This is a genomic window from Pseudomonas sp. GNP012 (genome assembly GCF_054343835.1).
Map to the genome: position 1 here is coordinate 4,395,042 of NZ_JBTGUU010000001.1, position 14,395 is coordinate 4,409,436.

General features: G+C 60.4%; 11 protein-coding genes. 6 read left to right on the forward strand and 5 right to left on the reverse strand.

Features of this window, described 5'->3' with window-relative positions; all coding sequences use genetic code 11:
- Positions 1 to 5 precede the first annotated feature (5 nt).
- Positions 6 to 662 carry an alginate O-acetyltransferase AlgF gene (locus ACXX83_RS19795; protein WP_015096745.1) on the forward strand — a complete coding sequence of 219 codons (657 nt, stop codon included), beginning with the start codon at positions 6 to 8 and terminating at the stop codon, positions 660 to 662.
- A 212-nt stretch (positions 663 to 874) separates the two neighbouring features.
- Entirely contained in the window at positions 875 to 2,326 is a 1,452-nt protein-coding gene (locus ACXX83_RS19800; protein WP_458549403.1) for a mannose-1-phosphate guanylyltransferase/mannose-6-phosphate isomerase, read from the forward strand.
- Between the two features lie 138 nt (positions 2,327 to 2,464).
- Here ACXX83_RS19800 and ACXX83_RS19805 read toward each other — a convergent pair whose 3' ends face one another.
- The gene (locus ACXX83_RS19805) at positions 2,465 to 5,290 is read right to left on the reverse strand and encodes an RHS repeat domain-containing protein (protein ID WP_458549404.1); all 2,826 of its coding nucleotides are present in this window, start codon (positions 5,288 to 5,290) and stop codon (positions 2,465 to 2,467) included.
- Positions 5,291 to 5,464: 174 nt separating this feature from the next.
- On the opposite strand from ACXX83_RS19805, the gene ACXX83_RS19810 reads away from it, so the two are divergent.
- The 3 genes from ACXX83_RS19810 (at position 5,465) to ACXX83_RS19820 (ending at position 7,311) form a co-directional block, all read left to right on the forward strand.
- Positions 5,465 to 5,929, forward strand: coding sequence for a hypothetical protein (locus ACXX83_RS19810; RefSeq protein WP_015096747.1), 465 nt, complete (start codon positions 5,465 to 5,467; stop codon positions 5,927 to 5,929).
- 33 nt (positions 5,930 to 5,962) lie between these two features.
- Entirely contained in the window at positions 5,963 to 6,787 is an 825-nt protein-coding gene (locus tag ACXX83_RS19815) for an SDR family oxidoreductase (RefSeq protein ID WP_458549405.1), read from the forward strand.
- Between the two features lie 134 nt (positions 6,788 to 6,921).
- Positions 6,922 to 7,311, forward strand: coding sequence for a DUF4440 domain-containing protein (locus ACXX83_RS19820; protein WP_458373941.1), 390 nt, complete (start codon positions 6,922 to 6,924; stop codon positions 7,309 to 7,311).
- A gap of 180 nt (positions 7,312 to 7,491) precedes the next feature.
- Here ACXX83_RS19820 and ACXX83_RS19825 read toward each other — a convergent pair whose 3' ends face one another.
- The 4 genes from ACXX83_RS19825 to ACXX83_RS19840 form a co-directional block, all read right to left on the reverse strand.
- A complete protein-coding gene (locus tag ACXX83_RS19825; protein ID WP_458549406.1) occupies positions 7,492 to 8,355 on the reverse strand; it encodes an efflux RND transporter periplasmic adaptor subunit in 864 nt (287 codons plus the stop codon).
- Between the two features lie 24 nt (positions 8,356 to 8,379).
- Positions 8,380 to 8,580, reverse strand: coding sequence for a DUF1656 domain-containing protein (locus ACXX83_RS19830; RefSeq protein WP_007896379.1), 201 nt, complete (start codon positions 8,578 to 8,580; stop codon positions 8,380 to 8,382).
- A complete protein-coding gene (locus ACXX83_RS19835) occupies positions 8,570 to 10,774 on the reverse strand; it encodes an FUSC family protein (RefSeq protein ID WP_458549407.1) in 2,205 nt (734 codons plus the stop codon). Before ACXX83_RS19835 ends, ACXX83_RS19830 begins: the two co-directional genes overlap by 11 nt.
- 142 nt (positions 10,775 to 10,916) lie before the next feature.
- Positions 10,917 to 12,416 carry an efflux transporter outer membrane subunit gene (locus tag ACXX83_RS19840; protein ID WP_458549408.1) on the reverse strand — a complete coding sequence of 500 codons (1,500 nt, stop codon included), beginning with the start codon at positions 12,414 to 12,416 and terminating at the stop codon, positions 10,917 to 10,919.
- 341 nt (positions 12,417 to 12,757) lie between these two features.
- On the opposite strand from ACXX83_RS19840, the gene ACXX83_RS19845 reads away from it, so the two are divergent.
- The gene (locus tag ACXX83_RS19845) at positions 12,758 to 13,726 is read left to right on the forward strand and encodes a LysR family transcriptional regulator (protein WP_007972623.1); all 969 of its coding nucleotides are present in this window, start codon (positions 12,758 to 12,760) and stop codon (positions 13,724 to 13,726) included.
- Positions 13,727 to 14,395: the final 669 nt, after the last annotated feature.

A 14,395-nucleotide genomic window follows, 5' to 3' on the forward strand; every position in this document is an offset into this window, starting at 1 on the left:
ACACCATGACTTTCACTACTACTCCTCGTCGTCTCGCCAAACGCCTTGCCCTGGTTGCCGGCCTCAGCGTGCTGTCGGTACAGGCTTTCGCCGCTGGCGACGCCGCCCTGTATGGCCCGACCGCACCGAAAGGCTCGACCTTCGTGCGTATCTACAACGCCAGCAACGCCGAAGTCAGCGCCACCGTCGGCAGCACCAACCTGAGCGAGGTCGCGCCACTGTCGAGCACTGACTTCAGCTTCATGCCGGGTGGCGACTACAGCGCCAAGGTCGGTAGCCAGAGCCTGCCGGTGAAACTGGCCGGCGACCACTATTACACCCTGGTCAACAACGCCAGCGGCGCACCGCAACTGATCGAGGAGCCGCCGTTCAAGAACAAGCAGAAGTCCCTGGTCCGCGTACAAAACCTCAGCGACAAGGCGCTGACCCTGAAAACCGCCGATGGCAAGACCGACGTGGTCCCGAACGTTGCGCCCAAGGGTCGCGGCGAGCGTGAAATCAACCCGGTCAAGGTCAGCCTGGCGCTCTATGACGGCACCACCAAAGTCGGCGACGTGAAACCGGTGGCCCTGGAACGCGGTGAAGCCGCGGTGCTGTACGTCACCGGCAGCGGCAGCAGCCTGTCGCCGGTCTGGGTGAAACGCCCGGTATCGACGCGCTAAACAATTTGCCTGACTGACGCATCCCCCTGTGGGAGCGGGCTTGCTCGCGAAAGCGGTCTGACATTCAACATCAATGTCGACTGATCCATCGCCTTCGCGAGCAAGCCCGCTCCCACAAAGTATCTAGGCGTCAATCGGGCTACGAAACAAAAACAAGAGTGAAACGACAGAACGCAGTAGCTCTAACCAATCGATATTCCAGGAGTAACAACATGATTCCAGTGATCTTGTCAGGTGGTAGTGGCTCACGTCTTTGGCCGCTTTCCCGCAAACAATTCCCTAAACAGTTCCTGGCCCTGACCGGCGAACACACCCTGTTCCAGCAAACCCTGGAGCGCCTGGTGTTCGAAGGCATGGACACGCCCATCGTGGTCTGCAACAAAGACCACCGCTTCATCGTCAACGAGCAATTGGCGGCGCGCAAACTGGAATCCCAGCGCATCCTGATGGAGCCGTTCGGGCGCAACACTGCGCCGGCCGTGGCCCTGACCGCGATGATGCTGGTCAACGAAGGTCGCGACGAACTGATGCTGGTACTGCCGGCCGACCACGTACTGGAAGACCAGAAAGCCCTGCAACGCGCCCTGGCCTTGGCCACAGTCGCTGCCGAAAACGGTGAAATGGTGCTGTTCGGTGTACCGGCCACCAAGCCGGAAACCGGTTATGGCTACATCAAGTCGACCAACGATTCGCTGCTGCCCGAAGGCGTCAGCCGCGTCTCGCACTTCGTCGAAAAACCCGACGTGAAGCGCGCCACCGAGTTCGTCCAGTCCGGCGGTTACTTCTGGAACAGCGGCATGTTCCTGTTCCGCGCCAGCCGCTTCCTCGAAGAGTTGAAAAAGCACGATCCGGACATCTATGACACCTGCCTGCTGACTCTGGAACGCAGCCACCAGGACGCCGACACCATCACCCTCGACGAAGCCACCTTCGCCTGCTGCCCGGACAATTCCATCGACTACTCGGTGATGGAAAAAACCCAACGCGCCTGCGTCGTGCCGCTGACCGCCGGCTGGAGCGATGTCGGCTGCTGGTCGTCGCTGTGGGAAGTGAATGCAAAAGACGCCAACGGCAACGTCACCAAAGGCGACGTGGTGATCCAGGACAGCAAAAACTGCATGATCCACGGCAACGGCAAACTGGTGTCGGTGATCGGCCTGGAAAACATCGTCGTGGTCGAAACCAAGGACGCCATGATGATCGTCCACAAGGACAAGGTCCAAGGCGTGAAACAGATGGTCAACACCCTCAACGAACAGGGCCGCAGCGAAACCCAGAACCACTGCGAAGTCTACCGTCCGTGGGGCTCCTACGACTCGGTGGACATGGGCGGCCGCTTCCAGGTCAAGCACATCTCGGTCAAACCGGGCGCGTGCCTGTCGCTGCAGATGCACCACCACCGCGCCGAACACTGGATCGTGGTCAGCGGTACGGCGGAAGTGACCTGTGACGAGAACGTGTTCCTGCTGACCGAGAACCAGTCGACTTACATTCCGATTGCTTCGGTGCATCGCCTGCGTAACCCGGGGAAGATTCCGTTGGAGATCATCGAGGTGCAATCGGGGAGTTATCTGGGTGAGGACGATATCGAGCGGTTTGAAGATATCTACGGGCGGTCTACGCCGGTTGAACGTGGGGTTGTGGTGAAGACGATCGCGCAGTAAGCGATTGATAGTATAAAAAGCTCCCATCCAGTCCGCTGCGTTCCCTATCCGCAGTGGTCTGGGTGGAGTTGTCATATCTTAATCTGCTGTCGAATGATAATAGTCAACTACCTTCCCCCACCACATCAGCCTTTCTTGTCAAGGGTGATGTCGGGCCATCAATATCGCAGTCAGCGAGTCGGAGTTTCTTAACACTACGGCCTGCCGCACACTGGCGTAGTCGCGATAGAGATCTGCCCGCTCATCGCTTGACGTAGTCGCTGCCTCGCCAACACGACTCATAAGCTCGTCTAAAAGTCTTATGTAGCTATCACGTGGGCCATCCGACATTTCCGTCTCCGACGGAGCCATCATTTCTCCTGACGGATTTACAACACGATTAAAAGAAGAATTCATTGCCTGCTCAAGGTAATTTTCAATGCCATCTGGTGTTGCATCGATTGAAGGCGCCTGCGCTCCCACGTACCAAAAATCGTTTATAAAATTAACACTGGTAAACGACCCCATCGCGTGCAGGCCTTCATGTAACAAAGTTGCCGCCAATCCAACTGGATGCGTTTTTTCAATGAATGAACGACTCAACCATATTAAATTTCCTTGAGCGGCAGTGCTAATAGTATTACCTGCGAAACGACCGTCATTCTCAGCGAGGGAAAGCCTCCAATCTTCTTCACCACCGACCTTTCCTATAAATGTTTTCAATCGCTTAAACGTCCCCAATAGTTGCCTCTTCAAGCCAACTGGATCATTTTCTTGCAACAGGTAATCCGTACCGAACGAAAACTCCATTATTTTGCTTGTAAACGTATCTAACTGATTTGACTCAAGCGCAGAAATGGTTTTATCCAACCAATTTGCTCCAAGTGCCATACTCCCCTTTACAGACCGTTGAAGGTTATCTGGAAAGTTACCAAGTCCACGAGCTATCAACCGTGCCCCATGAAGCTCTTCACTCAAGGCTTCTTGTTCATTCATCACATCATAACTGCTCAACCCCACCCATTCTCGGTTATTGATGGGAGAACTCATGAGCATTCTAAAAAAATTCAATCCATCAATACTTCCTGCTGGATCCGGATTCAACCACCGCTGCCACCACGCTGCGTAATACCTGAACCCATAATAATAAAGCCCCGTCGCATCCCGCTCTTTCCCCGAATAACGCACCGTTCTGTAACTCGCCTCCACCTCCCCGCGTCCAGCGAACCACGCGGTGGTGCCATACGGGTGATAACGCTCCTGGCTGATCACTTCACCGTCCTTGTCGAGTTCCAAAGTGCAGGAACCCAAATGGTCGTTCAGGTGGTAGCGGTATTGGTCGTTGGCAGCGTCCTTTGGTGTTTCGGACTCCCAATGCAACACCCGAACACTGCAGCGCCCGGCCTGGACGTTGATCACCTGCAACACTTCACCCGTACCGCTGTAATTGCGCAGTTCCAGGTTTGGCAGATAGCGGGTTTCAGCGATCAATGTCCGGGCATGGGCCAGGGTCTCGCGGACTTTGCGCAGGCGCATCCCGTCGGCGCCGTAGACATAACGTTCGCGGTCATTGAGGCCCGAAACACGTTCGACCGGTCGTACTTCATACAATTGATTGCGCAGGTCCCAACTCAGCGTTTGTCCTGGTTGCAGGTTGAGCAGATTACCGTTGGCGTCGAAGCCTCGGCGGAAGTCCTCTTCGTCCGGTTCCACATCTTCCAGCACCGGCAAACAACGGTTGCTGTGCGCCGCCGCGACCAGTCGATGACCATGGCTTTGCGGACCTTTGTGGGTCAGTTCCATCAGACTGCCACCCAAGTTGTAGTGATAGGTCTGGCGATAGTTCGCTCGGGGGGCGGGATCATCGAACGTCGAAAACTGTGGGCCTTTATTGGCGCCGCCCGCTTCCCAGCCGAGGGCTTCGATCAGTTGCGACAGGCTGTCGTAGACGTAGCAATTGACCGGTTCGATCCGCTGGTTGGCGAAGTAGCGAATCGGCAGCGCGGCATCCTTGATGCTCAGCACATTGCCCACCGGGTCGTAGGCGTAGTTCAGGTCTTGCAGGGCTTCGTTGCCGCGTTGGGCACTGAGGCGGGTCAATCGGCCATTTTGCGCGTCGTATTCCAGCGTGGTGATCACACCGTTGCCGGCGACTTCCCGTTCGGTCTGGCCGTGGGCGTTGTAGGTGATGGCGCTGACCAGCGTTTTCGGGGTGGGTGTGCCGTTGAGTTGCAGGCGAACCTCGCGCAACTGCCCGTCGAGGGTCTGGCTGAACAACTGGCGGTGACCCTTGGCATCGGTTTGATGGGAGGCCTCACCCAATGCATTGACCTGTGAACGGGTGGTGGCGCCCTCGCCCGGTTCCAACAGCAACTCACGATCCGCTATCGACTCGGGCCAGTCCGGCAGCATCAGGTCGTTCAGAAAATGCCGCGTCTGCTCCAGCGCCGTGCCGTGCAGTCCGAACTCGGCAAACTGCTGCGAGCCCGCCGGGTCATCGTGGCGGATCAGTTGGCCGCATTGGTTGCGCTCGGCAGCAGCCGGATCGCTCGCGCCGTAACTCAAGCGTTCCGTGCAAAGCGCTTTGCCATCCAGCGGCTGCTCGAACACCGATTCCGGGCGCAACTGAGTGTCGTATTGCATCCAGCGCCGGGAGCCTCGGCCATCCCAGTAGTGGATCGGTTGCCCTGCCTCACCCAACAGCGCCACACGCCATCCGGCATCAACGCTGTTCGTACTCAACTCTGCACCGGACAGCGCGTGAATCGTTTGCAGATTGGCTGGAGCCGAAGCGTTCAGAAACAATCGCGGGTCCCACTGCGCAATCGCTCGCCCCGCCCAATCATGGACCGTGCGGTTGATCCGAGCCTGAGGGCGCACGCCGTCGTTGTCACGCCAGTAACCCACAGCACGCACCGGCAGCCCCCGAGGGTCAATCGCGGTCAGGCTCGGGGTGTGGCGGTGGATTGGTGGGGTTGATGGCACAGTATGCGCTCCGGAATCACTCCCCCTGATATAAGCCTGTCTATCAAGGGCCCGGCTACTGTCAGAAATTACAGTGTCGACAGATGGTCTTGCGTACCATCGCCACATCCCGCCCATCGCCAACCCCACCTGCGCTTAGGTAGGATGACCCTCTCTGCTCCCGAGATTTACGTCATGTTCATCGGCGTCCTGCTGGTCATCACCTGGCTGATCCTGCTGCTGCGCTATCCAGCCAAGGCCTTGCCCGTTTCCCTGGCCGCCGCCGCTGGGCTGGGCATCGTCGCGACCTGGGTCATCTGGATGGACCACCGCGAACTCAAGCAACTGCAACGCCTGGAGTTGCGCATCAGCTATGCGCCCGAGCACTGCCCGGCCGACCGACCGCTGAAACTGACGATGAACAATGGCAATGACGTGCCGCTGACGGAACTGCGCTGGCGGGTTGCGGCCTATGCGCCGGGCGACACGGTGAACCTGGCCGACAACCAATACTCCGCCCCGCGTTATCGCGGCCCCGGCGAATTGCAGGCCGGTGGCAATTGGGAAGATTGCTTGCCACTGCCGCCGTTGCGCCCTGGCTACCGACCGGAAACCCTGGAGTTTCGCGCCGAGCGATTGCAGGGTAGTTTTTCCGACTGATCCCTCCCCCATTTTTTGCACAAGGAATGCGCCATGCCCGTTGCGTTGATTACCGGTTGCTCCAGCGGCATTGGCCGTGCCCTTGCCGATGCGTTCAAGGTCGCCGGCTATGAAGTCTGGGCCAGTGCCCGCAAGGCCGAAGATGTCGCGGCACTCAACGCCGCGGGCTTCACAGCCGTGCAACTGGATGTCAACGATGCCGTGGCACTCGAAACCTTGAGCGAGCGGATCAACCAGCAAACCGGCGGCCTCGACGTGCTGATCAACAACGCGGGTTATGGCGCCATGGGGCCGTTGCTCGATGGCGGCGTACCGGCCATGCAGCGCCAGTTTGAAACCAATGTGTTCGCCATCGTCGGCGTCACCCGCGCCTTGTTCCCGGTGCTGCGCCGGGCCAAGGGGCTGGTGGTGAATATCGGTAGCGTGTCCGGCGTACTGGTCACGCCGTTCGCCGGCGCCTACTGCGCCTCGAAAGCCGCCGTGCATGCCTTGAGCGATGCCTTGCGCATGGAACTGGCGCCGTTCGGCGTGCGGGTCATGGAGGTGCAGCCGGGGGCCATCGCTTCCAGTTTTGCCAAGAATGCCGGGCACGAAGCCGAGCAACTGATCAGTGAACAGTCGCCATGGTTCCCGCTGCGTGAAGGCATACGCGCACGGGCCAGAGCTTCCCAGGACAGGCCGACCCCGGCCAGTGAGTTTGCCGCCGGATTGCTCAAGGCCGTGCAGCAAGCCAAACCGCCACGGCTGATCCGTTTGGGCAATGGCAGCCGCGCGTTGCCGCTGATGGCCAGTTTGCTGCCCAAGGGCTTGCTCGAATCCGGGCTGATGAAACGGTTCGGGTTGCGTGGGCAGCTCTGACACTGCGTCGCGCCCTTCGCGAGCAAGCCCGCTCCCACAGGTCATGCGCAGATTTTGAAATAGCGCTAATCCTGTGGGAGCGGGCTTGCCCGCGAAGGCGTCAGAACAGACACCGCAGAATTTCAGGAAACAACATGACCGACTACACCGAATACTTCGACGAAGTGATCCTGGCCCACGTGGCCATCGAACAATGGCTGGCCGAGGAGCGTGACGCGTCCGAGCTGGAAAAACTGCTGACGCGTTTTTCGCCGCAGTTCTCCATGGTCTCTCCGCTCGGCCGGGTACTGGACTTTGACGCGCTGAACGAACTGTTCACGCTGGCGGGCGGCAAGAAACTCGGGTTCAGGATCGAGCTCAGCGAGCTGCGTGGCATCGCGTTGTACGAGGGTGGCGCCACCGTGAGTTACCGCGAACAACAGACCGATGCGACCGGGCTGCACTCCAGTCGTCGTTCCACGGTTGTGTTCGAGAAGGTAGATGAAAGGATTCTTTGGCGGCATTTGCAAGAGACCTTCTGCTGAACACGACGACGATCGACTGTAGGAGCGAGCCTGCTCGCGATGGACGTCAACGATAACGCGTGCATTCTGAATACACGCGGCGCGCTCTGGTTCATCGCGAGCAGGCTCGCTCCTACAGGGGGTTGCATTCAAAAATGTGGGTGCGGCGGTGCTCGCGAAGCAGGCGACTCGGTCTAACGGCTATGCCCCACCCTCCTGCTTCACCACCACCGTACAAGTAATCCCCGCCGCCAACACCACACCCTCCGGCACTTCATCGATGTGAATGCGCACCGGTACCCGTTGCGCCAGGCGCACCCAGTTGAAGGTCGGGTTGACGTCGGCGATCAGTTCACGACTCTCCGGGTTGTCGCGGTCGTAGATACCGCGCGAGATGCTTTCCACGTGGCCCTTGAGCACTTCGCCGCTCATCAGTTGCATGTCGGCCTTATCACCGACGCGTACGTGGGGCAGCTTGGTTTCCTCGAAGAATCCGTAGACCCAGAACGAGTTCATGTCGACCACGGCCATTTTCGCCTCGCCGATGCGCGCATAGTCGCCACGATGCACGTTGAGGTTGGTCACGTAGCCGTCTACTGCGGCGCGCACTTCAGTGCGTTTGAGGTTGAGTTCGGCGGCTTCCAGTTGCGCCTGGGCCTGCTGGTAATCAGCCAGGGCCGAGTCGGCGAGGTTGCTGGCGTCGTCGCGGTTTTCCCGGGAGATCACCAGGTTGTCCATATCGGCGCGACGATGGGCGTTGACCTTGCGCATCTCCCAGGTTGCCTTGCGCGATGCCACCAGACTCTGCGCTTGCTTGACCGCCAGGCGGTAGTGCTCGGGGTCGATCTGCATCAGCAAATCGCCTTTTTTCACCAGCTGGTTGTCGCGCACCGGCACGTTCACCACTTCGCCGGTGACGTCGGCGGCGACGTTGATGATGTCGGCGCGCACGCGGCCGTCGCGGGTCCACGGCGTGTTCATGTAGTGCTCCCACAGGGTGCGGCCGACCCACAGCGCGAGGGCCAGCACCAGCAGGGTCGCGAGCAGGCTGAAAAACTTTTTCATCAGGGCATTCTCAGTGATAGAGAGTCAACGGTAGACAGTCAGCGCCAAAGCGCCGAACAGACAGGTAAACAGACTCAGGCGCAGCAACGCCGGGTGCCAGAAAAAACGGTACAGGTCGAACCCGGACAGGAACCGGTCCAGCGCCCAGGCCAGGGCCGCCGCGATGAAAAACATCAGGGTCATGGTCGGCATGTACACGCCGTGGAAAGCGATTTCACGAGGCATGTTCAAGTCCTTGTGGCTTGGCGCTGGCACTGGCATTCATGTAGCCGGCGAGCGGTGATTGCGGATCGAGCAGCGAGGTGCGGATGAAGTGCAGGTAGCTCTTCACCCGGCGCAACGCCGAGGTATCGAAATGCGGGGCGAAAGGTTCGTCGGTGGACTGCACACGACTGATCGCGTGATCGACCGCGATCAGCGCGCGTTCGAGGTTGCTGCTGTTCGGTTGCAAAAACAGCCGCACCAGTGCACGTCCCATCACCCGGATTGCCTGGCGCCATGGCTGGGATTCGGCATAGGCCGGATGCACCGGCAGAATCGCCTGTTCCTTGCGCAATTCGATGATCGCGTGGCCGACTTCCAGCACCACGAACATCCAGCGCAACAAGTCCCGCTGCACCTGCGGTTGGCCCGCCGCGAAGCCGTAGGCCTGATGCACCAGGTCACGGGTGCGGCTCTCGAAACTCGACGCCAGGCCCTTGAGCTTGCCGCTGATGGCGTACACCACCTGACCACGCAGGTCCTGCTCCAGGCGACGCCACAACCAGCGGCTGTTGGGCGGCAGAATGATCGCCCCGGCCGCTGCGCACACCAGCATGCCCAGCACCATGGCGATGTAGTCGTTGATGAAGGTGTAGGGGTTGTAGACCGTGAGGTTGTCCGGCACTGAACCGGTGCTGAAGAAGATCAGCAAGCCCAGGCCGACGCCCACGTATTGCGGCCGCGAGGTCAGGAACGAGCCGAGTACGATCACCGGTGCGAGCATCACGCACAGCAATGGAAATCCGTCGATCCACGGGAAAATGAAAAACATCTCGACGAAGCCGATCAGCGCCCCGAGCAATGTCCCGCACGCCATCTGAAAGGCCATGCGTTTGGGGTTCGGGGTGGCGGCGGACAGGCCCACGGTCGCGGCGGCAATCAGGGTCATGGTCGCACCGCTCGGCCAGGCGGTTGCCACCCAGTAGCTGCCCAACACCACCAGAATGAACGCCGCGCGTATCCCCGATGCTGCCGCTGCCAGCCAGTTGGTTTGCGGGGTGAACGGCTCGTCCCAGCGCTCCCGTTCGTGACTGTGATCGGCCAGCGACGCGTGGGTCTGTGCATAACTGTGCAAGTCGTCGACAAAGCGATAGAGCAGTTCGTAGGCGGTGTGGAAATCCAGTTGCCCGGCCTCGCTCGGATTGCTCTGCTGGAACGTCGCCCGCAGACAACGCACCCTCGCCGGCAAACCTTCCTTGTAGACGCTCAGCACCGTGACCAGACGCGCTGCATCGGCGCTGGTCAGGGCTCGGCCACTGAAGCCGTCGAGCAGCTCGGCGAGATCCTGCAAGCCGGGTTTGATCGCCTCCACCACCTGGTCTGCCGCGCTGCTGCGCAGGCGTTCGAGTAACTGGTGCAAGGCGTTGAAGCGCGTGGTGATGCCCATGAATTCGCTGTTCAGGCGACTGAGCCGGCCATTGCGCCGACGCATGTGCGGGTCTTCGAAAACAGTGACGCTGCGCAAGCCTTCAAGACCCACGGCTTCGGCGATGAAACGCACGTTGCCGGCCTCGAACGCCTCGCGCTGACTGCGACCGCGCAAGCCGTCGGTGACGAACAGGGCGAACACGCCAAAGCGCTGGTACAAGGCATTGCGCATCGCCGCGCTGGCCGATTGCGGCAGGATCGCCGCACTGACCAGGGTCGAACAGAGAATGCCCAACGAGATCTCCAGCACCCGCCAGACCGCCGCCATGAACGCGCCATCCGGATGGGCCAGCGCGGGTAGACCGACCATCGCGGCGGTGTATCCGGCGAGGACAAATCCATAGGCGCGAAAGTTGCGGCAGCGCGCGGCACCGGCCGTGCAGATACCGACCCAGATCGCCAACGAACCGAGGAACAGCTCAGTGTTCTGCGCAAACAGGGCGATCAGCGCGACCATCACTGCCGACCCGGCCAGGGTGCCGAGAAAACGATAGAAACTCTTGGCGAACACCTGGCCGCTTTGCGGCTGCATGACGATGAACACGGTGATCATCGCCGTGCGTGGTTGCGGCAGCTCCAGGCGCATGGCCAGCCAAAGCGTCAGGAATGCCGCGAACAGCACCTTGAAGATGTAGACCCAGGTCACGCCGTCGCTGCGTGCCCAGTCGAAGAAACCCCGGCGCCATTCAAGGGAGTACAGCCAGGGCAAGGGTGCGGGCAAGGGAGTCATCTAATCCTGCTCAGTGAAAAAAATCAGCCAAAACTAGGAAACTGTGGGAGCGGGCTTGCTCGCGAAGAGGGATTGTCAGGCAACAAAAGTGTCATCAGACACACCGCCTTCGCGAGCAAGCCCGCTCCCACAGGTTTTGTGTTCAACGCAAAAGGCTCGGGGTTTTCGGCGCCTGGGTCTGGCTGTCGTTCGGCACGTCGTTGCCGGCACCCAAACCACCGCCCAACGCCGTCACCAATTGCGCATGGGCGCTCAAACGCGCCGCCTGGACCTGCTGCTGCACTTGCTGCTGCTTGAACAGCAAGGTCTGGGCGTTGAGCACATTGAGGTAATCGGTCAGGCCACGCTGATAAGCGATCATCGCGATGTCGTAGGTCTTCTGCGCGGTGGCCACCGACTCGGCGGCGAACGCCTGCTGCTTGTCCATGGACTCGCGGCGGATCAACTGGTCGGAGATGTTTTTCAGGGCATTGACCAGGGTCTGGTTGTACTTGGCCACGGCGATGTCATACCCGGCCGAGGCTTCGCCCAACTCGGCACGCAAACGCCCGCCATCGAAAATCGGCAACGAAATCGCCGGCCCCACGCTGTAGTTGAGCTTCTTGCCGGTCAGGAACTCCAGGGCCCCGCCGCCAGTGGCCATATACCCGAGGCTGCCGACCAGATCGACGTTGGGATAAAACCCGGCATGGGCGACATCGATGCCCCGCGCCTGCGCCGCCACTTGCCAGCGGCTGGCGACCACGTCCGGGCGCTGGCCGAGCAATTGCGCCGGCAGCGACGACGGCAGTTTCAGTGGCGCTCCCAGCGACAGCGTTGGCCGCTGCAGCTGCGCGCCCTCACCCGGCCCCTTGCCGGCGAGGGCGGCGAGCTGGTTGCGGCTCAGGGCGATTTCTTCGTCGAGGGCATCGAGCTGGCGATGGGTTTCCGGCAGCGGCGTCTCGGCCTGGCTGACTTCGAAATGGGTGCCGATGCCGCCCTTCAAACGCTTCTGCGCCAGTTCAAGGATCTGCTGCTGCTGCTTTAAGGTTGCATCAACGATGTCCCGTTGCGCGTAATGCAGCGAGAGTTCGATGTAGACGCGCACGATGTTGTCCTGCAATTCCAGCTGGGCCTGTCGCGCTTCGGCGACGCTCATGTGCGCCATGTCCACGGCGCGCTCGGTGGCATTGCTTTCGCGGCCCCAGAGGTCGAGGGCATAACTGAAACCCAGTGCGGCGTTGTTGTCCCAGGTCGTGGAGTTGGCCAGCTCACCCGGCCCGTAGAACTGGTCGGTGGGCCAGTTGTGGCGCTTGAGGGTGGCATCGCCATTGATCTGCAGCGACTCGGCCGCTTCGGCCACGCCGGCCATGGATTTGGCCTGACGCACCCGGGCGGCGGCGATGGCCAGGGTCGGACTGCCTTGCAGGGCGAGGTCGATCCAGCGATTCAGTTGCGGGTCGCCATAGACTTGCCACCATTGCGCGGTGGGCCAATTCGCATCTTGCGCGGCGCTCTGGATTGCTTGGTCGGTGACCAGCGAATTGGCCTCCAGCGCCTTGCCCTGCGGGGCAATACCTCCGGTTCCGATGCAGCCGCTGATTGCCAGGGTTAAAGCCAAAACACTGAGCGGCTGAAGCGCTCTGCTGATGCGACGCGGCACTGCTGCGATTTCCTGAAAATAGGGGGAGACACGAAATTTTCTGAAAACCGGAGATCCGCTTTTGTGGGAGCGGGCTTGCTCGCGAAAGCGGTCTGCCAGTCAACATCTCTGTTGAATCTGATGCCCTCTTCGCGAGCAAGCCCGCTCCCACAGGTTGTGCGGTGGGTCGAGCCCCGGTTGCCCAGTTGCGCAATTCTAGGGGGAGGCCTGAATGGCGATAAGCTGGGTTTCTTGTGAATCTTTGTTACCGTTAACGAGATAATCCGTAAGTCGATCTTTAGTCGCCTGTAAATAAACAGAAACTTCGTGTCACAATTTGTCATTCGACGAGAGAGCACCCCATGGACACTTTGCAAAACATGCGCGCCTTCAGTTACGTGGCCGAAGCCGGCAGCTTCACCGCCGCCGCCGTGCAACTGGACACCACCACGGCCAACGTCTCGCGCGCGGTCTCCAACCTGGAAGCCCACCTGCAAACCCGCCTGCTCAACCGAACGACCCGCCGCATCGCCCTGACCGAAGCCGGCAAGCGTTACCTGTTGCGTTGCGAGCAGATCCTGGCCTACGTCGAAGAAGCCGAAGCCGAGGCCAGCGACGCCCACGCACGCCCGGCCGGGCAACTGAAAGTGCACACCATGACCGGCATCGGCCAGCACTTCGTGATCGACGCCATCGCCCGCTACCGCAAGACCCACCCGGACGTGACCTTCGACCTGACCATGGCCAACCGCGTGCCGGACCTGCTCGACGAGGGTTACGACGTGTCCATCGTCCTCGCCCGCGAACTGCCGGATTCGGGTTTCGTCTCCCAGCGCCTGGGCATCACCTACAGCATCGTTTGCGCCTCGCCGGCCTACGTCAAAGCCAACGGCTGCGCACAGAAACCCAGCGACCTGCTCAACCACGCCTGCCTGCGCCTGGTCAGCCCGGTGATCCCGCTGGAAAAATGGGCCTTCGACGGTCCTGACGGCCAGGAAATGGTCACCATCAACAGCTCACCGTTTCTGGTGAACTCCGCCGATGCGATGAAATCCGCGATCATCAGCGGCATGGGCGTTGGCGTCCTGCCGCTGTACGCCGCGATAGAAGGCCTGCGCAACGGCACGCTGGTGAGGGTGATGCCCAAATACCGCTCGCAGGAGCTGAACCTGTATGCGATCTACCCTTCGCGTCAGTACCTGGATGCGAAGATCAAGACCTGGGTCGAGTATTTGCGCGGATCGTTGCCGGAGTTGCTGGCGGCGCATCAGGCGGAACTGGCGGCGTATGAATTGAGTGGGAGTCTGGGCGGGGTTCGGGTGGCGAACTGAAAATCTCTCAGTTCACAGATTGATCCTTTGTGGGAGCGAGCTTGCTCGCGATAGCGTTCTCACCTTCAACATCACTGTGAGCAGATACACCGCTTTCGCGAGCAGGCTCGCTCCCACAGGAATCGAGTACATCTGCAAGAGATTGGTCGGCTGTCAGGCCGCCTTCGCGGGCAAGCCCGCTCCCACAGGTACTGTGTACACCGAACCAGACAATCAGGCCGGCCCGGTAGGTCGCCTCGGGCGCTTTTGCGGTACACGCCTCGAGAGGCTTCGTTCCGGTTCTGCGTAGTGGGCAACCCGGCATGGATGGCCGATGGCGGCGGGCTCTGTAGGAGCGAGCTTGCTCCGGGCGGCGTTCCGACGAAAAACCTGAGAGCACCGCGGGGTGTCAGGCTCCCCGCATCATCGTTGACCTCCATCGCGAGCAAGCTCGCTCCTACAGGCCGGGCGGCGTTCCGCTCTTCCAAGTAACCCGCCGAAAGGGCGGAACCATAAGCCGCCATTACCAAAGAAACGGATATGTACTCGGTCAACCAAGAACATGGTCGGCTGAAAGGCCGCCAAGACACACAAACTGACAGCGCCGTCAGTTAGCAGTCACCCTCCTGACCAGCAAACAGGTTTATAAAGGAAACTACCTTACTCACCTACCGACCACCCAGCCCCGGC

Coding starts and splice junctions, on each gene's coding strand:
- ACXX83_RS19795 (WP_015096745.1), top strand. CDS start 6: ATGACTTTCACTACTACTCCTCGTCGTCTCGCCAAACGCCTTGCCCTG.
- ACXX83_RS19800 (WP_458549403.1), top strand. CDS start 875: ATGATTCCAGTGATCTTGTCAGGTGGTAGTGGCTCACGTCTTTGGCCG.
- ACXX83_RS19810 (WP_015096747.1), top strand. CDS start 5,465: ATGTTCATCGGCGTCCTGCTGGTCATCACCTGGCTGATCCTGCTGCTG.
- ACXX83_RS19815 (WP_458549405.1), top strand. CDS start 5,963: ATGCCCGTTGCGTTGATTACCGGTTGCTCCAGCGGCATTGGCCGTGCC.
- ACXX83_RS19820 (WP_458373941.1), top strand. CDS start 6,922: ATGACCGACTACACCGAATACTTCGACGAAGTGATCCTGGCCCACGTG.
- ACXX83_RS19825 (WP_458549406.1), bottom strand. CDS start 8,355: ATGAAAAAGTTTTTCAGCCTGCTCGCGACCCTGCTGGTGCTGGCCCTC.
- ACXX83_RS19830 (WP_007896379.1), bottom strand. CDS start 8,580: ATGCCTCGTGAAATCGCTTTCCACGGCGTGTACATGCCGACCATGACC.
- ACXX83_RS19835 (WP_458549407.1), bottom strand. CDS start 10,774: ATGACTCCCTTGCCCGCACCCTTGCCCTGGCTGTACTCCCTTGAATGG.
- ACXX83_RS19845 (WP_007972623.1), top strand. CDS start 12,758: ATGGACACTTTGCAAAACATGCGCGCCTTCAGTTACGTGGCCGAAGCC.